This window comes from Amycolatopsis vastitatis, from assembly GCF_002234595.1.
Classification (GTDB): domain Bacteria; phylum Actinomycetota; class Actinomycetes; order Mycobacteriales; family Pseudonocardiaceae; genus Amycolatopsis; species Amycolatopsis vastitatis.
In genome coordinates, this window is the sequence record NZ_NMUL01000014.1 from 61,890 (window position 1) to 80,843 (window position 18,954).

16 protein-coding genes are annotated in these 18,954 nt (G+C 73.2%); 5 read left to right on the forward strand and 11 right to left on the reverse strand.

Annotation, left to right across the window (positions count from 1 at the left end):
• Positions 1-19: 19 nt before the first annotated feature.
• The gene (locus CF165_RS17565; RefSeq protein WP_093948613.1) at positions 20-1,027 is read left to right on the forward strand and encodes a stage II sporulation protein M; all 1,008 of its coding nucleotides are present in this window, start codon (positions 20-22) and stop codon (positions 1,025-1,027) included.
• On the opposite strand, the gene CF165_RS17570 is transcribed toward CF165_RS17565, so the two are convergent.
• From CF165_RS17570 to CF165_RS17590, 5 genes are read right to left on the reverse strand one after another with little or no spacing between them, the layout of a single operon-like run.
• The gene (locus CF165_RS17570) at positions 1,024-2,316 is read right to left on the reverse strand and encodes a DUF58 domain-containing protein (RefSeq protein WP_093948614.1); all 1,293 of its coding nucleotides are present in this window, start codon (positions 2,314-2,316) and stop codon (positions 1,024-1,026) included. The genes CF165_RS17565 and CF165_RS17570 overlap by 4 nt on opposite strands.
• Position 2,317: 1 nt before the next feature.
• Positions 2,318-3,289 (reverse strand): AAA family ATPase, encoded by a 972-nt coding sequence (locus CF165_RS17575; protein WP_093948615.1) that lies wholly within the window; start codon positions 3,287-3,289, stop codon positions 2,318-2,320.
• Positions 3,286-4,425, reverse strand: coding sequence for a DUF4350 domain-containing protein (locus CF165_RS17580; protein ID WP_093948616.1), 1,140 nt, complete (start codon positions 4,423-4,425; stop codon positions 3,286-3,288). The genes CF165_RS17575 and CF165_RS17580 overlap by 4 nt, the downstream gene beginning before the upstream one ends.
• Positions 4,422-5,063: a DUF4129 domain-containing protein gene (locus CF165_RS17585; RefSeq protein ID WP_093948617.1), complete on the reverse strand. Its 642-nt coding sequence runs from the start codon at positions 5,061-5,063 to the stop codon at positions 4,422-4,424. The genes CF165_RS17580 and CF165_RS17585 overlap by 4 nt, the downstream gene beginning before the upstream one ends.
• Positions 5,057-6,247, reverse strand: a complete 1,191-nt coding sequence (locus CF165_RS17590; RefSeq protein WP_093948618.1) for a hypothetical protein — start codon at positions 6,245-6,247, stop codon at positions 5,057-5,059. Before CF165_RS17590 ends, CF165_RS17585 begins: the two co-directional genes overlap by 7 nt.
• A gap of 250 nt (positions 6,248-6,497) precedes the next feature.
• Here CF165_RS17590 and CF165_RS17595 point away from each other — a divergent pair, with 250 nt between their 5' ends.
• Positions 6,498-7,517, forward strand: coding sequence for a neutral zinc metallopeptidase (locus tag CF165_RS17595; RefSeq protein ID WP_093948619.1), 1,020 nt, complete (start codon positions 6,498-6,500; stop codon positions 7,515-7,517).
• On the opposite strand, the gene CF165_RS17600 is transcribed toward CF165_RS17595, so the two are convergent.
• Together CF165_RS17600 and CF165_RS17605 are read right to left on the reverse strand one after the other, a co-directional pair.
• Positions 7,510-7,950 carry a P-loop NTPase family protein gene (locus CF165_RS17600; protein WP_093948620.1) on the reverse strand — a complete coding sequence of 147 codons (441 nt, stop codon included), beginning with the start codon at positions 7,948-7,950 and terminating at the stop codon, positions 7,510-7,512. The genes CF165_RS17595 and CF165_RS17600 overlap by 8 nt on opposite strands.
• 88 nt (positions 7,951-8,038) lie before the next feature.
• A complete protein-coding gene (locus CF165_RS17605) occupies positions 8,039-9,121 on the reverse strand; it encodes a potassium channel family protein (protein WP_093948621.1) in 1,083 nt (360 codons plus the stop codon).
• 79 nt (positions 9,122-9,200) lie between these two features.
• Here CF165_RS17605 and CF165_RS17610 point away from each other — a divergent pair, with 79 nt between their 5' ends.
• Positions 9,201-9,575, forward strand: a complete 375-nt coding sequence (locus CF165_RS17610; protein ID WP_093948622.1) for a DoxX family protein — start codon at positions 9,201-9,203, stop codon at positions 9,573-9,575.
• A gap of 144 nt (positions 9,576-9,719) precedes the next feature.
• Here the strand turns inward: CF165_RS17610 and CF165_RS17615 are convergent, their stop codons facing one another.
• Positions 9,720-12,977 (reverse strand): ATP-dependent helicase, encoded by a 3,258-nt coding sequence (locus CF165_RS17615; protein WP_093948623.1) that lies wholly within the window; start codon positions 12,975-12,977, stop codon positions 9,720-9,722.
• A gap of 76 nt (positions 12,978-13,053) precedes the next feature.
• On the reverse strand, positions 13,054-16,227 hold the full coding sequence (locus CF165_RS17620) for an ATP-dependent helicase (RefSeq protein ID WP_093948703.1): 3,174 nt from the start codon (positions 16,225-16,227) through the stop codon (positions 13,054-13,056).
• A gap of 172 nt (positions 16,228-16,399) precedes the next feature.
• Here CF165_RS17620 and CF165_RS17625 point away from each other — a divergent pair, with 172 nt between their 5' ends.
• A complete protein-coding gene (locus CF165_RS17625; RefSeq protein ID WP_093948624.1) occupies positions 16,400-16,723 on the forward strand; it encodes an MGMT family protein in 324 nt (107 codons plus the stop codon).
• Here the strand turns inward: CF165_RS17625 and CF165_RS17630 are convergent.
• Together CF165_RS17630 and CF165_RS17635 are read right to left on the reverse strand one after the other, a co-directional pair.
• The gene (locus tag CF165_RS17630; protein ID WP_093948625.1) at positions 16,720-17,535 is read right to left on the reverse strand and encodes a uroporphyrinogen-III synthase; all 816 of its coding nucleotides are present in this window, start codon (positions 17,533-17,535) and stop codon (positions 16,720-16,722) included. The genes CF165_RS17625 and CF165_RS17630 overlap by 4 nt on opposite strands.
• Positions 17,528-18,496, reverse strand: coding sequence for a helix-turn-helix transcriptional regulator (locus CF165_RS17635; protein WP_093948626.1), 969 nt, complete (start codon positions 18,494-18,496; stop codon positions 17,528-17,530). Before CF165_RS17635 ends, CF165_RS17630 begins: the two co-directional genes overlap by 8 nt.
• A gap of 62 nt (positions 18,497-18,558) precedes the next feature.
• Here CF165_RS17635 and CF165_RS17640 point away from each other — a divergent pair, with 62 nt between their 5' ends.
• On the forward strand, positions 18,559-18,954 hold the full coding sequence (locus tag CF165_RS17640; RefSeq protein ID WP_167441488.1) for a DUF3224 domain-containing protein: 396 nt from the start codon (positions 18,559-18,561) through the stop codon (positions 18,952-18,954).

Consider the following 18,954-nt stretch of genomic DNA (forward strand, 5'->3'; position numbering starts at 1 on the left):
CGACGGATAGGGTGGTCACGTGGATGTGGACGTCTTCGTCGCGGCGCACGCGGCGGAGTGGAACCGGCTCGGCGAGCTGACGCGCCGCGGCGGCAAGCTGACCGGGCCCGAGGCCGACGAGCTGGTGACGCTCTACCAGCGGACCGCGACGCACCTGTCGATCGTCCGGTCGGTCGCGCCGGACCCGGCGTTGGTCGGGCGGCTGTCCGGGCTGGTCGCGCGGGGCCGCTCGGCGGTTTCCGGAGCGCACAACCCGGCTTGGCGCGAGGTCGCGCTGTTCTTCACGCGCCGGTTCCCCGCCGCGGTCTACCTCTCGCGGCGCTGGTGGATCCCGGCCGCGCTGGCGTCCATCGCGGTGATGGTGGTGATCGCCGTCTGGGTCGCGGGCGACCCGCACGTGCGCGCGGCGATCGCGACGCCGGAGGAGCTGAACGCGCTGACCAAGCCCGGCGGCGAAGCCGAGAGCTACTACTCGACCTCGCCGGCGACGTCGTTCGCGGCGCAGGTGTGGACGAACAACGCGTGGGTGACGGCGACGTGCCTGTTCCTCGGCATCGCGCTGGGCCTGCCGGTGATCGGCGCGCTCTGGCTGAACTCGCTCAACGCCGGCGTCATCATCGGCGCGATGAGCGCGGCGGGCCGCGGGGACGTGATGATCGGCCTCCTGCTGCCGCACGGCCTCCTGGAGCTGACGGCGGTGTTCGTCGCGGCGGGCACCGGGCTGCGGCTCGGCTGGACGGTCGTCGACCCGGGCCGCCGGTCCCGCACCGCGGCGCTGGCCGAGCAGGGCCGGTCGGTGGTGATCATGGCGATGGGGCTGGCGTGCGTGCTGTTCGTCTCGGGGGTCATCGAGGCGTTCGTGACGCCGTCGGGCTGGCCGACGTGGGTCCGCGTCGGCATCGGCGTGCTCGTGGAAGTGGCGTTCCTGACTTACGTCTTCACGCTCGGCCGCCGCGCGGCCCGCGATGGGGAGGTAGGCGACCTCGACGCGCGCGACGCCGGAGACGCCCTGCCCGAGTCCGCCTAGAGCCGTCCCGCGGCTTTCAGCGCCAGGTAGCGGTCCGCCAACGCGGGCGGCAGTTCCTCCGGGACCGCGTCCACCACGCCGACTCCGTGCCGCGCCAGCCGTTCGGTCACGCGCAGGCGCTCGGCCACCGTTCGCGAGGCCGACGCCGCGTCGTAGACCGCTTCCGCGTCCTCACGACCGGTCAGCATCTCCGCCACCCGCGGGTCCGCCACCGACGCGACGATCAGCTCGTGCCGCGCGGTCAGCGAACTGAGCACCGGGAACAGCCCTTCCTCCAGGGGCGCCGCGTCCAGTCCCGTCAGCAGGACCACCAGCGCGCGGCGGCGGGTCCGCCGGAGCACCTCCGCGACCATCCCCCGCGCGTCCGTCTCGATCAGCGACGGCTCCAGCGGCGCCATCGCGTTCACCAGTGACGTCAGCAACGCCGCGCCCGACGAGCCCTGCACCGCCGCTCGCAGCCGCCGGTCGTAGGCCAGCAGGTCGACGCGGTCGCCGGCCCGGGACGCCAGTGCCGCCAGCAGCAACGCCGCGTCCATCGCCGCGTCCAAGCGCGGCGCGTCACCCACCCGGCCCGCCGAAACCCGGCCGGTGTCGAGCACCAGCACGACGTGCCGGTCGCGCTCGGGACGCCAGGTCCGGACCATGACGTCGGCCGCCCGCGCGGTCGCCCGCCAGTCGATCGACCGGACGTCGTCGCCGATGACGTACTCGCGCAGCGAGTCGAATTCCGTGCCCTGGCCCCGGATCAGCACCGCGTTGCGGCCGTCGAGCTGCTGCAGCCGCGCCAGCCGCGAAGGCAGGTGCTTGCGGCTGTGGAACGGCGGCAGCACGCGCACCGTCCACGGCACCTCGTGCGAACCCTGCCGCGCGGCCAGGCCCAGCGGCCCGACCGACCGGACCGTCACCCGCGCCGCCGTCCGGTCGCCGCGCCGGGTCGGCCGCAACGCCGTCACCAGCGCACGCCGTTCCCCCGCCGGGACGCGCACCGCGTGCCGGTCGGCGGCACCCGCGCTCGGCGGCCACGCGTCACGCAGCTGCCCGCGCACCGGGTGGCGGCCGGGGTTGGCCACCACCAGCGTCACCTCGCACGGCTCGCCGAGCCGCACCGACGTGTCGCCGGAGCGCGAAAACCGCAGCGGCCGGACGCTTCCGGCCAGCACCAGGTCGACCACGACCAGCACCAGCAGGGCCCCGCCGACCGCGAGGATCCCGGTGTCCGACGGCACGAGCAGCCCGACCACCAGCGCGCCGAACAGCGCCAGCAGCCCGAGCCTTCCGGTGACGGCCATGTCAGCGCGGCACGGGCACGGACGCGAGCACGCGGTCCAGCACGCCGTCCGCGGTCACGCCCTCCAGCTCGGCCTCCGGCCGCACGTCCAGCCGGTGCCGCAAAGCGGGGCGCGCCAAGGCTTTCACGTCGTCGGGCGTCGCGTAGTCGCGTCCGGCGAGCCAGGCCCAGGCCCGCGCGACCGCGAGCAACGCCGTCGCGCCACGCGGTGAGACGCCGATCCGCACCGACGGCAGCTGCCGCGTCGCCCGGCACAGGTCGACGACGTACCCGATCACCTCGGGCCCGATCGTCACCCGCGCCACCGCTTCGCGCGCCGCCGCCAGTTCCGTCGCGCCCGCGACGGATTTCAGCCCCGCCGCCGCCAGGTTGCACGGGTCGAAACCCTGCGCGTGCCGCCACAGGATGCCGATCTCGTCCTCACGCGACGGCGTCGGCATGGTCAGCTTCAGGAGGAACCGGTCCAGCTGCGCCTCCGGCAGCGGGTAGGTGCCTTCGTACTCGACGGGGTTCTGCGTGGCGATCACGATGAACGGGTCCGGCAGCGGCCGCGACTTGCCGTCGATCGAGACCTGCCGCTCCTCCATCGCCTCCAGCAGCGACGACTGCGTCTTCGGCGGCGTCCGGTTGATCTCGTCGGCCAGCAGCAGGTTCGTGAACACCGGGCCTTCGCGGAAGGAGAACTCGCCGCTGTGCGCGTCGTAGACGATCGACCCGGTGACGTCGCCGGGCATCAGGTCCGGCGTGAACTGCACGCGTGTGGTCTCCAGGTCCAGCGCCGCGGCCAGGGCCCGCACCAGCAGCGTCTTCGCCACCCCCGGGACGCCTTCGAGCAGCACGTGCCCCCGGCAGAGCAACGCCAGGATCAACCCGGTGACGGCGGCGTCGTTGCCGACGACGGCCTTGCCGACCTCGGCGCGCAGCGCGATCAGCGCGTCACGGGCCCCCGTCGCGTTCTCGGTAGCGCTGCTCAAGTTCGTCCTGCCTCTCGTTCCACCCTGTCCAGTTCGCCGGCCAGCCGGACCAGCGCCGGGTCGTCCGGCACCGGCGGGCCGTACAGCACCGCGCCCACGTCGTTCGCCGCGCGTCCGGTGCGCGTGCTCACCGCGGTGACCAGCGCCGTCGCGTCGGCGTCGCGGGGCAGGCCCAGCGTCGTCCGCAGCCGGGTCCGCGCCGCTTCCCGCAGCGTCTCACCCGCGTGCCCGGCCGCTTTCGCCCGCCGGTACAGCCGGGCACGGCCCTCGGCGGTTTCGGCCGCCCGGACGACGATCGGCAGCGGCTCGGTGACCACCGGGCCGAGCCGCCGCGCCCGCCACAGCGCCAGCAGCGCGACCGCGATGAACGCCTGCGCGACGCCGTAGTACCAGCCGTCCGGGATGAGGTCGAAGAACGACTTGCGGGAGTCGTCCAGCCCCGGGTCCGACGCCGCCGGCAGGTACCAGACGAGCGTCGGGTGCGCCCCGAGCAAGCGCAGCGCCAGCGCCGCGTTGCCTTCTTCGGCGAGCCGCGCGTTGGTCAGCGGCGCCGCCGAACCGAGCAGCGTCGTCGTGCCACCCGCGTCGGCGAGCTGCAGCAGCGTGCCGCCGCCGTCCTCGCCGGGGTAGCACGAGCGCGCGCCGGGCGCGGAGTAGCCGGCCCCGCCCAGCGTCACGTTGCCCGCCGCGACCGCCGCGGCGACCGTGCACTGCGGGCTCAGCACGGCGATGGCGCTCTGGCCCGCCTTCTGCACCAGCGGCAGCGAGTCGTGCAGCGTCCGCTCCCCCGGCGTCACCAGGACGACGTCCGCGGCACGCGCCCGCAGCGCATCGAGCCGCTTCGCCGGGACCAGGTCCGGCTGGGTGACGAGCAGCGTGGCGCCTTCGCCGAGCTGGTCGTCCGCCTCGGCCATCGTGCGCGCGGTCCGGACGTCGACGCCCTGGTCTCCCAGGAGCTTCGCGAGCGCGTGCGCGCCGCCCGGTTCGTAGGAGCCGGGTTCGAGCGCGCCGTAGGCCTGCTCCCCGCGGCCGAGCAGGAGCAGGGCGCCGGCGCCGAAGATCAGGGCGACGAGAGCGAGCGGGACGCGGGCGCCGCGCCAGATCCGGCGCAGGTCCGGCGAGACCGAGGTACTCACGAGCCCGCCATGGCGACCGGCCGCTCACGGCGGCAGCGTTCGTCCAGCTCGGTCAGCGCGCGGTACGCCGCTTCGGTGCCTTCGCGGCCGCCGTAGTGGACGTCGTCGAAGAGCCGCGCGCCCTGCCGCAGCTCGTCCGCGACGTTCGGCAGCAGCACTCCGGCCTCGGCGGCGGCTTCGTCGGCTGTCCGGCCCGAGCGGGCGTCGAGCAGCGCGCGTTCCTCCAAGGCCCGCACGACGGCGCGGAAGCGGTCTCGGACGGCGTCGCCGTAGCGGTCCGCGGCCGCGGCTTCGGCGGCCGAGCGGCGGTAGTCGTCGGCGCTCTGGCGTTTCCCGCCGAAGACCACCCGGTCGGCGTGGGACGCGCGGGCGACTTTGCCGGTGCGCAGCCGGATCACGACGCCGAGCACGATCAGCAGGACGACGAGCAGCAGCAGCCCGAAGGCGCCGCCGGGGACCACCGAAGACACGCTGTTCAGCAGCTTTTCCACTTGCTCGCCGAGCCACTGCGCGGCTTCTTGCAAGGGGCTCGGCCGCGCGTCCCGGTACTTCGGGTCCGACAGCTCCTGAGCCGCCGCGCGCCGCGCCGAGTCCCGGTCGATGTCGACCGGGACGTCTCCGAGCAGCAGCGTCACCATGCCTGCGGCGGCTGGACCCCGGCCGCGCGCGCCAGCTCGATGTCCATGCCTTCGCGGCGCATCCGCTGGTCGAGGTAGACGATCACGGTGACGAGCGTGACGAACGGGATCGCGATCGTGCCGGAGATGATCTGCCCGGCCGACTGCAGCAGCAGGTCGCCGGTGCTCGGCACGTACACCTTGCCGGGGTTCATGAACTGGCTGAACAGGCCGGCGCCGACGTTGAACGGCAGCTGGATGATGCTTTCGAAGAACGACTGGATGATGTAGGCCAGGAAGAGGACGCCGAACACGCGCCAGAACGCGCCGGAGACGAGCTTGACCGACCGGGAGAACGCCTCCTTGAACGTCCCGCGTTCGAGCACCAGCGCCGGGGCCGCGAGCGCCCAGAACACCCAGGCGAGCACGCCGGGGATGATGCAGAGCATCAGGCCGACCGTGGTGCCCAGCGCGTAGACGACCGCCACGCCGAACAGCGGCAGCAGCCGCGGCCGCACTTCGCGCCACGCGATCGCGAAGGAGACTTCGCGGCCCAGCGCGGCCTTGCCCATCACCGCGGCCATCAGGCCGGTGGTGATCGTCATCAGCAGCGCCGAGACCAGTGCGGCCGGGATGGCGACGAAGAAGAGGTCGCCGAGCGCGCCGAACATGGCGTTCCACACCTCCGCCGGGGTCGCGCCGGGGCCGGGCGCGGCGGTCGAGGCGAGGCTCTGGAGGTCGGCGAGCAGGAACTTCTGCGTGAGGAACGTGAGCCCGGCCGTGATCACCGCCATCACCGCGCCGATGCCCAGCACGAGCAGCGGGTGACGGCGGATCGCGGTGATCGCGCCGTCGAGGATGTCGCCGATGTTGAGCGGCCGCAGCGCGATCACGCCGGGTTTGCCGAGCCCGTGCGGGCTCCACCGCGGCGCCTGCGCGTACTGCGGGCCGCCGTAGGGCGGCTGTCCCGGCGCCTGCCAGCCGGGCGGCGGCGTGGCCTGCTGTCCCGGTGCCTGCCAACCGGGCGGCGGAGCGGCCGGGGAGTCCGGGGCCTGCCATCCCCGCGGCGGGGTCGCCGATGACGCGGCGTGATCTTCGGCCGGTTTCGGTTCACCCGATCCAGGGGCGGGAGCCTGGGGGAAACCCTGGCTCGGTGTCGGCGTGTCGGCGCCCTCTCCGCCGGGCGCGCCACCGGTGTCTGTCATCGAAGCCCCTCGCCTGCAGTACCTGCTTGACGACACTCTCTCAGAGCCGGTCACACCCGGCCAGACCTGGGGTGACGTCCGCGGGCCGTGACCGCACGCGCACGGATGGGTGCGAGAGGACCCATTCCCCCGATATGCTGAACGGCGGATCGGGTACCCCCGGTCCGTACCGAGACCCTTCGGGACTGCCTAGATGACGCAACCGCCCCACGGCCAGGTACCGCCTCGCGGAACCGTCCAGCCGCCGCCGGTGCCGGATGCGCAACCGGATCTCCCGTGGCTGGGCCGTCCTCACACCGTGTCCGCCCCGAAGCGCCGTTCGCCGGCGGCGGTGATCGGCGTGTGCCTCGGCGCGGTCGCCGTGCTGGTGCTCGGCCTGGTCGCGATCGTGGCACTCAACCGCGCCGAGACGCCGCTGGCCAATGCGAACTTCCGCGACGCCCCGACGTCCCAGGACGTCCCTTCGCAGCTGCCCGGCGGCGCGGGTGCGCCGGCGTCCGGGCCGCCCAGTCCCTCGGCCTCGCTGTCGGCGCCCAGCGCGACCGGCCCGCAGAAGATCCTCAAGCTCGCCGACCACCCGATCCTGCAGGACCCCAACGCCGGCCTGCAGAACCGCACCTGCACCCTCCCGGCCTGGCAGAGCACGCAGGCCGGCGCGGAAGCGTTCTTCACCGCCGCCAGCAAGTGCCTCGACGCCGCGTGGGGCCCGTTCCTCGAGGCCTACCACCTGCCGTTCACGCCGCCGGCGCTGCACTTCCCGACCGGCGCGAGCTTCGAGACCGAGTGCGGCACCATCCAGGTCGGCATCGCGACCGCCGCGTACTACTGCGAAAACAACCTGTACGTCCCGTTCCGCGGCCTGCAGACCGACCAGTACGGCAACAACCCCGGCGTCTACCTGGCCCTGTTCGCCCACGAGTACGGCCACCACGTCCAGGAGGTCGCCGGGCTGATGGACGCGGCCTGGCAGAAGATCTACGAGGCCGGCCAGAACAGCCCGGCCGGGCTCGAGATGTCGCGGCGCAAGGAGCTGCAGGCCCAGTGCTTCTCGGGGATGTTCCTCGGCGCGCACGTCGACCAGGGCGGCACGATCAGCCGCGACATGTACAACAAGGCCTGGAACGACCAGGAGACCCGCGGCGACAACACCTCCCGCAGCCACGACCACGGGACGAACGCGCACTACGCGTCCTGGTGGCGGGCGGGCGCGACGAGCAACCGGATCGCCGACTGCAACACGTTCGCGGCGCCGTCGTCCGAGGTCAGCTGACCTTTGCGGGCTTCGGCCTCGCTGTTCCGGGACGCAGCGGGATGCTCAGCCAGAGGTAGACGAACATCCCGCCGGAGAAGCAGGCGAACACCAGCAGCGCGAGCCCCAGCGGGCGCCGCGCGTCGGACGAGCCCGTCGACGTGTCCGCGGCGGTGACGGTGACCGCGCCCTGGTCCGGCAGCACGTCGGGCACGCTGACCTCGACGCGTTCGTCCTGCCCGTGCCCGCAGCCGTTGAGCCTGCCCTCGTGGGTCTTCCCGGCGACGGTGAACTTGACGGTCTCGACGGCGTCCGGCCGGTCGCACGGCGCCGGCTTGGTCACCTCGGCCTGCACCGGCGCGCCGGCGACGTCGCTCGTGATACCCAGCAGGCCGGGTCCGGCCAGCCAGGCGAGCAGCACGACGAGCACGCCCGCCGCGGCGGGGATCGCCACCGTGGGCCACTTCAGGGCGAGGGATCGCGGGGGCACTTCGCCATGGTTCCAGATCCCGCGGCCAAAACCCAGGTGCCCTGGTCGGACGTCAGCGCTGCGCTATTTTGTCCGTCTGCGTCACCTTTTTGACGTACAGGAGCTTGTCGCCGGGCTCGATGGCGTCGGCCTGCGGGGCGTCGACGCGGTAGAGGACGCCGTCGCGGACCACGCCGAGCACGAGGTCCGGCAGGTGCCGCGGCGACCCGCCCTCCTCCGACGGCTCGACCGGCCGCTCGGCGATCGCCAGCCCGGACTCGGGCGTGAGCAGGTCCTCCATGATGTCCACGACCAGCGGCGTCGACGTCGCCATGCCGAGCAGCCGCCCGGCCGTCTCGCTGGAGACGACGACCTGGTTGGCCCCCGACTGCTTGAGCAGGTGGACGTTCTCCGCCTCCCGCACCGACGCGACGATGTGCGCCTTGGGCGCGAGCTCACGCGCGGTCAGCGTCACGAGCACCGCCGTGTCGTCCCGGTTCGGGGCGACGACGACCGCGCGCGCGTGCTGCACCGCGGCGACGCGCAGGACGTCGGACCGGGTGGCCGAGCCGTGCACGGCGACGAGGCCGAGCGCGCTCGCCGCGTCGAGGGCCTGCTGGTCGGTGTCGACGACGACGATCTGGCCCGGGGCGACGTTCTCGTCGCCGAGCAGCGCGTTGACGGCGGACCGGCCCTTGGTGCCGAACCCGACGACGACCGTGTGGTCGCGCACCTTCGTCCTCCACTTCTGGATCTTGAACGCCTGGCGGGAGCGCTCGGTGAGCACTTCCAGGGTGGTCCCGACCAGGACGATGAGGAAGAGCACCCGCAGCGGGGTGATCACCAGGACGTTCACCAGCCGGGCGGACGCCGTGACGGGCGCGATGTCGCCGTAACCGGTCGTCGACAGCGAGACGGTGGCGTAGTACAGGCTGTCGAGCAGGGACAGGCCGTCGCCGTTCGCGTCGCGGTAGCCGTCGCGGTCGACGTAGACGATGATCACCGTGGCCAGCAGCGCGAGCAGCGCGCCGATGATCCGCTTCACGATCGAGCGGAGCGGGCTGACCGTCAGCTCGGGCATCCGCAGGACGCCCACGAGCTCGTGGTCCGGCCGATCGGTCAGACTGCCCAGCGGCAACCGTTTCAGGGCTTTCATGCTGGCTCGTGTCGAGCGTCACTCACGCCCGGAGGATAGCCGAACCGGACACCGCGCCGCCGCGTGAAACGATGAGTTCATGGCAATCTCGCAACGGCCCGCGCACTTCCTCGCCGGACTGCTGACCGTCGGCGGTCTCATGCACTTCGTGAAGCCGAAGCCGTACGACGCCCAGATCCCGAAGCAGCTGCCGGGTTCCCCACGGACGTGGACCTACGCCTCCGGCGTCGCGGAAATCGGCGTCGCCGCGGCGATCGCCGCACCGCGCACCCGCCGCCTCGGCGGGCTGGCCGCGGCGCTGCTGTTCGTCGGCATCTTCCCGGCGAACGTGAAGATGGCCGTCGACGCCCACCGCAAGCAGGCCCCGGCGAAGCTCCGCGCGATCACCCTCGGCCGTCTCCCCCTCCAGTGGCCCCTGGTCACCTGGGCCCTGAAGGTCCGCGACAACGCCTGAGCTGTGATTGAAGCGCCAACTCGCGTGATTGGAACGCCAACTCGCGTGATTGGAGGGTCGACACGGCCTTGGCCCGAAACCCGCGCCGTGTCGTCGCTTCAATCACGCGTGTCGACTCCCCAATCACGCATGTCGACGCCCTGATCACGCCTCGGGGAGGTCGCGGAGGAGGCGGCGGAGGGCTTCGGGGTCGAGGAGGTCGGCCGGGCGGATCGTTCGGTTGGCGCGGACGTAGTGGAAGGCCGCGCGGACCTGGTCCACCGGGACGTTCTTCAGTGCCGCCCACGCCATGCGGTACGCCGCCAGCTGGACTGACAAGGCCGGGAGACGCGACTCCGCCGGGACTCCGCCGGTCTTCCAGTCGACCACCGTCCAGCCGCCGTCGGGGTCGGCGAAGACCGCGTCCATGCGGCCGCGCAGGGTGATGCCTTCGACGTCGGCCGAGAACGAGACCTCCACCGCCACCGGCACCCGCGACGCCCACTCGCTCTTCTCGAACTCCGTTCGCAGCTCCTCGAAGTCCGCGTCGGGCGCTTCGCCGAAGTCGGCCGCGCCCGGGAGGTCGTCGATCTCGATGAGCTGGTCGCCGGCGAACCGGCGTTCCAGCCAGCCGTGGAACTCCGTGCCCCGGCGGGCGAAGCTGTTGGGCTCCACCGGAAGCGGACGGCGCAGGTCCGCCGCCAGCCGGCCGGCGTCGTCGGCCAGGGCGACCAGCTGGCTCACCGAAAGCCGCGAAGGCAGCGGGACGCGGTTGACGTGGTCGTCCTTGCGCGCCCACTCTTCCAGCAGGACGTCGGTGTCCGTCATCCAGCCGTCCGGATCGTCCTCTTCGGACTCTCCGGACTCGTCGGGTGCCTCGGCTTCCGGCTGCGCGGCGAGCGCTTCGGACACCAGTTCCACCCCGGTCTGCATCCCGGTGCGCCGGTCGGCCAGGGGATCCACCGGCCACCGGGACGCCCGCGAATCCGACACGAGCGGGTTTTCGTCTTCCTTGTCGGGCTCCGGTGCCCACTCGGCGAGCTGCCCGACGCCGGTTTCCCGCAGCACGTCGGCGATCTCCGTCAGGAACTCCGACGGCCCCTTCGCCCGGCTGCTGCTTTCGTTCCACCAGTGCCCGGACACGATCAGCGCGTGCTCCGACCGCGTCAACGCGACATAGCAGAGCCGCCGCTCCTCCGCCTGCTCCCGCTCGACGAACCCGGCTTCGTGCAGCTCGAGTCCTTCTTGGACTTCCTTGCGGTCGTAACCCTCGGCGATCCGCAGTTCCGGCAGGTCCGCGGCGTCACCCCGCAACGCGGCGGGCAGCGACGTCGCGGTCCGCAGCCACGACGACGACCGCCGCCGTCCCGGGAACACCTCGTGCACCAGGTGCGGGACGGCGACGACCTCCCATTCGAGCCCCTTCGCCGAGTGGACGGTGAGCACCTGCACCCGGTCCGGGACGACCTCGACCTCGCCCGGGGTCAGCCCGTCCTCGGCGTGCGCGGCGGTGTTCAGATAGTCCACAAAGGACAGCAAGGTCGCCGTCGGCGCCGTCTCGGCGTAGTCGGCGACGACTTCGGCGAACGCGTCCAGGTGCGCTCGTCCCGCGGATCCCGGCCGCGCCAAGGATTCCACGTCCAGCAGCATCGTGCGCTCGACGTCGGCGACGAGCTCCGGCAGCGACTGGTCGAGCCGCCGCCGCAGCGCGGCCAGCTCCCAGCCGATCCGCCGGATGCGTTTGTAGCCCTCTTCGGAATACCGCGCGGGATCCCCGGGCTCGTCGATCGCGTCGATCAGCCCCGCCTGTTCGACGCGTTCCACGACCAGGTCCGGCGTGTCCGGCTTCTCCGGGCTGGAAAGCTCCCCCGCCCGCCGCCACAGCGCGGCGACGTCGGCGGCCGCGAGCCGCCAGCGCGCACCGGTCAGCAGCCGGGCGGCCGCACTGCCGGACAACGGGTCCGCCAGCACCTTCAACGTCGAAACGAGGTCGGCGACCTCGGGTTCGTCCAGGAGCCCGCCGAGTCCGACGACCTCGACCGGCAGCCCGCGCGCCCGCAGTTCGGCGGCGATCGGTGCCATGTCGGCGCGGCGCCGCACCAGCACCGCGGCGGTCGGCGGCTTCCCGGCCCGCTCCTGGTGGGCGTACCAGCGCCGGGCGAGCGCGTCGGCCACCCACGCGCGCTCGGCGCGGACGTCCGGCAGCAGCGCGCACGCGAGGTCCGCGGGCCCGGCGCCCTCGCGTGCCCGCAGCCGTTCGACGCCGAGGCCGCGGGCCCGCAGGGGTTCGGCGATCGCGTTGGCGAGGTCGAGGATCTCCGGTGGGTTGCGGAAACTGGTCAGCAGCCCGAAGTCGTGCGCGGGGACGAGCCGTTCGCCGTCGAAGCGCGGGAAGTCCGTGGTGAACCGGGGCAGGTTGGCCGCACTGGCGCCGCGCCAGCCGTAGATCGCCTGCGCGGGGTCGCCGACCGCGGTGACCGGCATCGGCGGGTTCTCGACGCCGCCGAACAGCGCCCGCAGCAGCACGCGCTGGGCGTGCCCGGTGTCCTGGTACTCGTCGAGCAGCACCGCGCCGAAGCGCTCGCGCTCGCCGCGTACGACCGACGGGTACCCGCTCGCCAGCTGCGCGGCCAGTGACATCTGGTCGGCGAAGTCCAGCGCGCCTTCGTTGCGTTTGCGCCGGTGGTACTCCTCGACCAGCGGCAGCAGCGCGAGCCGGAAGTGCTGCGCCGCCATGACTTCGGTGAGCTTCTGCGGCAGCGCGGCCCGCTGTCCCTTGACGCGCGGCGCGTTCTCGATGACGCGGCACATCCACGTCGTGTACTCGGCGAGCTGTTCGGTGGAGATCAGGTGCTCGCCGAGCTCGCCGGCCAGCTGCAGGACATCCGCCGTCACCGTCGGCGGGACGCGGTCGGTGTCGAGCTCGTTGTCCCATGTGGACACCACGCGGTGCGCGATCTGCCACGAGGACGTCTCGGAAAGCAGCCGGACGCCGGGTTGCACGGGCAGCCGGAGGCCGTGCTCGGAAAGCAGCCGCCCGGCGTAGGCGTGGTAGGTGAGCACTGTCGGCTCGCCGGCGACCACAGTGGACCGCAGCCCGCCGGTGGGGTCGAGCCGGTCGAGCAGCCCGGACCCGGCGAGCCGCCGCAGCCGCGCGCGGACGCGTTCGCCGAGCTGGCGCGCGGCCTTGCGGGTGAAGGTGAGGCCGAGGACGCGGTCGGGGCTGACGATGCCGTTGGCGACGAGCCAGACCACGCGCGCGGCCATGGTTTCGGTCTTGCCTGCCCCGGCCCCGGCGACGACCAGCGACGGCTCGACCGGCGCGGCGATCACCGTGGCCTGCTCGGGCGTCGGCCGGTGCAGGCCGAGCGCGTCGGCGAGTTCGGCGGGCTCGACGGGGTTGGCGATGAGCAGCGGGCTCACGCGTCCACCTCGACCGGTCGTGAGTGAGAAACAGTGTTAGAACACCGTTTCTCACTCACGACGTCTTTGGCCTGGCTCATGGGCCCGGCACCTGCCGTCCCTCGGGGCGCAGCGGGCAGCAGCCACGGGCCGGGCAGCGGTCGCAGTCCGGGTTCTCCTGGGCCTGGTAGTCCGGACCGGTCGCCGACTCGGCGGCCCCCCGCACCAGATCCAGCCACTGCTTCCCGCCCACCTCGTCGAGCGGCGGCTGCGCCCGTTCGGTCGCCCCGGTCTTGTTGTTGGCCTTCGCCACGTACACCAGCCGCGCGCCGCCCGCCTCGGTCCGGCCCTCGATCGCGCCCAGCAGCACCGCCAGCTGGTACGCCGCCAGCTGCGGGTGCGCCTCGGCCTCCGCGCCGGACACCGGGACCTTGCCGGTCTTGATGTCGACGATCACCGGCCGCCCGTCGGAGTCCAGCTCGACCCGGTCGACGCGCCCGCGCAGCAGCACCCGGACGTCGTCCTCACCGCCGACCGGCAGCTCGACCTCGATGTCCTGCTCGACGCCGGCTTCCTTCAGCTCCGCCCGGCTCTGCTCCAGCCACGTCGTGAAGTTCCGCAGCATCTGCTCGACGCGCCGCCGCTCGCGCCGGGAGAACCACGGCGCTCCGGCGTCGACGCGCACCCAAGCTTCGTCCAGCGCGGCCTGCAGCTCGGGACCAGTGCTGCCGGACGCCACCGCCTGCGCCAGCCCGTGCACCAGCGTCCCGGTCACCGCCGCCAGCTGGGCCGGGTCGCTGCCGCCGTGGCGCTCGATCATCCAGCGCAGCGGGCACTTCGTCAGAATTTCCACTGTGGACGGTGAGATCCGGATGAGGTCGCCGGGCGGGTGCACCGGCTCGTCGCTGGATGCCGGGAGCAGGCCGTACCACGTCGAAGGGTGCGCGCCGGGTACCCGAGCGTCGGCCAGGCGCGCCAGCTGTTTCGCCGCGCGACGCCGCCGCGCGGGGTCGGCCTTGTCGTCGCAGACGACCTCCCGCAGCTCCCCCACCAGCTCGGCGAGCACCAGCGACCGGCCCGGCGGCTTCATCCGCGAGTCGAGACCGCCGTCGTCGGCGCCGTTCTCCTCCAGGTCGTCGAGGAACCGCGACGGCTGCTCGTCCTCCCCCGACACCGCCGTCACCAGCAGCGTCTGCTTCGCCCGGCTCATCGCGAGGTAGAACAGGCGCCGCTCTTCGGCGAGGATCGGCGCGGTCTGGGAGACGGCGTCGTCGTCGACGCCGGCCATCAGGTCCTTGAGCCGTTCCACGCCCAGCACCGACCCCCGCAGCCGCAGGTCCGGCCAGGCGCCTTCCTGGACACCCGCGACCGCCACGACTGTCCACTCGCGACCGGCGGCGGAGTGGGCGGTGAGCAGCGAGACGCCGTCGGACGGGACGGCGGCCGGCGCCAGGGTGTCGCCCGCGATCCGTTGCGCGCCAAGGTAGTCCGCGAAGGAAGCGACGCTCGCGCGGGGCAACCGGTCCACGTACCGGCCGGCCGCGTCGAACAGCGCCACGACGGCGTCGAGATCACGATCGGCCTGCGCGCCCAGTGATCCGCCGCGCCCGGCCTGCTTGAGCAGCTTCTGCTCCAGCCCGCTTTCCCGCCACAGCTGCCACAGCACCTGCTCGACGCCGTCGCCGCGGGCCACGGCCTGGTGCGTGAGGCGCAGCAAGCCGCCGACGCGCCGCACCGGCTCGGCCTCGGCGTCGGCCAGCCCGGCGAGGATGTCCCCGCCCCGCAACGCTTCCACGAGCAGTTCGTCGCTCGACCGCTGCCCGCCGCCGGCCAGTTCCAGCCGGCGCAGGCCGCGCCGCAACCGGCGCAGCGCCAGGGGATCCGCGCCGCCGAGCGCGGACGACAGCAGCATTTCGGCGAGGTCGACGTCGAGGAGTTCGGGTGCGGGCGCGAGCTTGAGCACGGCCAGCAGCGGCCGCACCGCCGGCTGGCGAGCCAGCGGCAGCTCCTCGGTGGCCGAGCCGATCGGGACGCCGGCGGCGCGCAAAGCCCGTTGCAGCACCAGGAAAGTCCGCGCCGGCGACCGGACGAGCACGGCGATCTCCGACCACGGCACGCCGTCGACGAGGTGCGCGCGGCGGAGCTGGTCGGCGATCCAGCTCGCCTCGGCGGCCGGGGTCGGCATCACGCGGACCCGCACGTTTCCCCCGGAGGCACCCGCGGGCGGGAGGATCTTGCGGTGCGGCGACGCGCCCGGCAGCGTCGCGCCGATCTTCGCCACCGCCAGGCGGACGGCCGGGGCGAGCCGGTGGGCCGTCGTCAGCGTGACGGTCCGGCTGCCGTCCGGGTCGGCGTCGGCGAACAGGCTCGCGTCGGCGCCACGGAAGGAGAACACGTTCTGATCGGGGTCACCGGCCACGACGAACTCGGCGGCGGTGTGCCCGATCACCCGGACCAGGCTGGTCTGCAGCGGGTCGAGGTGGTGGGCGTCGTCGACGAACAGGTGCCGCACGCGGGTGCGCTCGCGTTCGCGCAGCTCGTCGTCGTCCTCCAGGGCGAGCAGCGCGGAGGTGACCAGCTCGGCGGCGTCCAGCGCGGGCGCGCTCGCCACGCCGAGGGCGTTGCCGCCCGCGCCCTGCAGCTGCGTGACCTCTTCGTACTGCGCCCAGAACTGCCCGGCGGCCACCCATTCCTCGCGGCCGCGGCGGCGGCCCAGCTCGGCGAGGTCCTCCGGTCCGAGCCCGCGCTCGGCGGCACGCATCAGCAGGTCGCGCAGCTCTTCGGCGAAGCCGGGGACCATCAGGGCGGGCCGCAGCTGCTCCGGCCAGTACCCGGCGCCTTCGTCGAGGTCACCGGCCAGCAGCTCGCGGACGACGACGTCCTGCTCGGCGCCGGCGAGCAGCCGGGGCGGGGGGAGCTCTTCGGCCATCGCTTCGAGCCGCAACAGCGAGTAGGCGTAGGAGTGCACGGTGCGCACGAGCGGTTCGCGGACGGTCCGGGGCAGCGGCCGGGCCTGGTCGGGATCGGCGGTGAGCCGGCGCGTGATGTCGGCGCGCAGCACGTCGGCGGCCTTGCGGGACGTGGTGAGCACGAGCACGCTCTCCGGATCGGCGCCCTCGGCGATCCGGCGGGTGGCGGCCGAGGCCAGCAGCGACGTCTTGCCGGTGCCGGGGCCACCGAGCACGCGGCGGAACCCGCCGGGCGCGGAGAGCACCCGCCGGGCGCCTTCGTCCCAGGTGAACGTGGGTGCGTCCGGGAGCGGGGTGCGCACCAGCCGCGCGTCCGCCTGCGCCGTTCGCCTCCCGTTCACCCCGCGATGGAACCACGCCCGCTCCCCCGTGTGGTGCACCGGCACGGCTTAGCGGGGGTGCGTTCGGCGAAGGTGTCGCTGCGTGCGCCGGGCGGCGACGGAAAGTGTCGTACCCGTGCGGCAGAGTGTCGGTATGGACGACGTTCTGCACGAGCGCGTGCGGGAAATCATCGAGTCCGTGCCACCCGGTACGGTCGCGACGTACGGCGACATCGCGGCGCTCGCCGGAGCACCCTCACCGCGGATGGTCGGCGCGATCCTGGCCGAGGACGGGCACGACCTGCCGTGGCACCGGATCCTGCGCGCGAACGGCACCCCGGCGCCGCACCTGGTCCACGACCAGCTCGAACGGCTGCGCGCGGAAGGCGTGCTGGCCGACGGCCAGCGCGTCGACCTGCGGAAGTACCGCTGGAAACCGGACGGGGAGGAGGACGACGGCCCCGAGGGACTGTTCTAGGACTGCGCCGCGCCGAGGGCCGTGACCAGCAGTTTCACCAGTGCCCCCAGCCGCTGGCGCTCCGGCTGCAGGGTCTTGACGCCGGCCTCCTCCAGCGGCGCCGCCGTCACCGGCCCCACGCACGCGCACACCAGCGGCCCGCACATCGCGGCCAGCAACTCGTCGTAGCGTCCGTAGGACCGGGCCAGCGCCAGGAAGTTCGCCGCCGCCGGGGCGCTCGTGAACGCCAGCGCGCCCAGGTCACCGGCGATGGCCGCGTCGATCAGCTCGTGCACCGGCCGCACGTCCGGCGGGGAGTACCACCGGTACGGCTGCACCTCCAGCAGCGTCGCCCCGGCCGTCACCAGCGGCGAAGTGTGCTCGGGCAGCGGCGTCCCGTGCAGCTGGACGGCGACCCGCGCGCCGCTGATGTCCGCGGCCGCCAAGGCACCGAAGAGTTCGGCGTTCGATTCGGACTCGGCCGAATAGGACTCGCGCAGCCCCGCGCCGCGGATCGCGCCGACGGCCTTCGGGCCGCGGGCGTAGATCCGGGACTCGCCCAGTGTGGACAGCAGCCGGTCGCGCAGGCCCCAGTCCTCCGCCGCGGCGAGCCAGCCGCGGAAGCCCGCGCCCGTCGTGACCACCGTGAACCCGATCGGCGCGGCGAGCACGGCTTCGGTGCCCGCCCGCAGCTCGGGGTCGCTGTCCAGCGGCACGATGGTGATCGTCGGCGCGTGCCGGACCTCGGCGCCGGAGCGTTCGAGGGCCGCGATGAACTCGCCGGCCCGGCGTTCGGCCGTGACGCCGATGGCGATCCCGCTCAGCTCACCCATAGATCGCGCTCATCTCCTCGATCGCTTCCGCCAGCTCCGCCCGCAGGTCCGCCGGTTCGAGGACCTCCAGGTGCGGCCCGAAGCGCAGCAGCTCGCCGATGGCCGGTTCGCCCGGCTCCACCGGCAGCTCCACGGTGAGCCAGCCGTCCGCGTCGGGCTCGTTGCGGCACTCGCGCAAAGCGCGGGTGCCGACCGAACCTGCGTAGAACGGTACGAGAGCCTGCGCACGCGGCGACAGCCGCACCACCGCCACGCGCGGGAACATCCGGCGTTCGAACTGCTCGGACCACTCCTGCCAGTACCGCGCGAGGTCGAACCCGGCGGGCCGCTCGAACACCTCGCCGAGGTCCGTCAGCTCCAGCACCCGGGAGATCCGGTAGGTCCGGTCGGTGCCGTCGCAGCGGCCGGCGAGGTACCAGTTACCCGCCTTCAGGATCAGTCCCAGCGGCTCGACCTCGCGCTCGACGACGCGCTGCCCCCACCGCTCGTAGCGGATCCGGATCCGGTGCGACGACCAGACGGCGTCGGCGACGGCGGACAGCGCCGGCAGGCTTTCGATGCCGCGGTGCCAGCCGGGAACGTCCAGGTAGAAGCGCTCGGCGACGCGTCCGGCGCGGTCGCGCAGCTCCGACGGCAGCGCGGCGTACAGCTTGAGCTGAGCGGCCGCGAGGACCGTGCCGAGCCCCAGCTCGGCCGCGGCCACGGGCAGCCCGGCCAGCGACAGCGACTGGGCCTCTTCCTCGGTCATCCCGGTCAGCCGCGTCCGGTAGCCGTCGACCAGCCGGTAGCCACCGGTCCGGCCGCGGTCGGCGTACACCGGGACACCGGACGCCGAGAGCGCGTCGATGTCCCGGTAGACCGTGCGCACCGAGACCTCGAGCTCCTCCGCCAGCTCCTCGGCCGTCATCCGGCCGCGGTTCTGCAGCAGCAGGAGGACGGTCAGGAGGCGGCTCGCGCGCATGGTCCGATTCTGGCAGAAATACCTGACACAAGCTGACAGGTAAGCCCGGCAGAGTGTCCCCCATGAACGCATTCACCATGAAGAACTGGGACGAGAAGATCGTCAGCGGCACCGAAGGTGGCCCCCGGGTGGCGTACGCGCACGCCACGATGGCGTACGACGGCGTCATCGAGGGTGAATCGATCTGCGACCTTCTGCTGTACTACGCGGGCGAAGGCTACGAGAGCGGCACGACGACGTCGCCGAGCTTCGAGCGCTTCGAGGGCAAGATCGACGGTCGCGAAGGGACGTTCGTCGTGCGGCACGAGTACACGTTCGACGCGAAGGGCATCGCCTCGACGTTCACCGTGGTCCCCGGCTCGGCCACCGGCGAGCTGGCCGGGCTGACCGGCAGCGGCACCGTCGGCGGCGCGATGGGCGAGGAGAAAATGGGGTACACCTTCGAGTACACGTTCTAG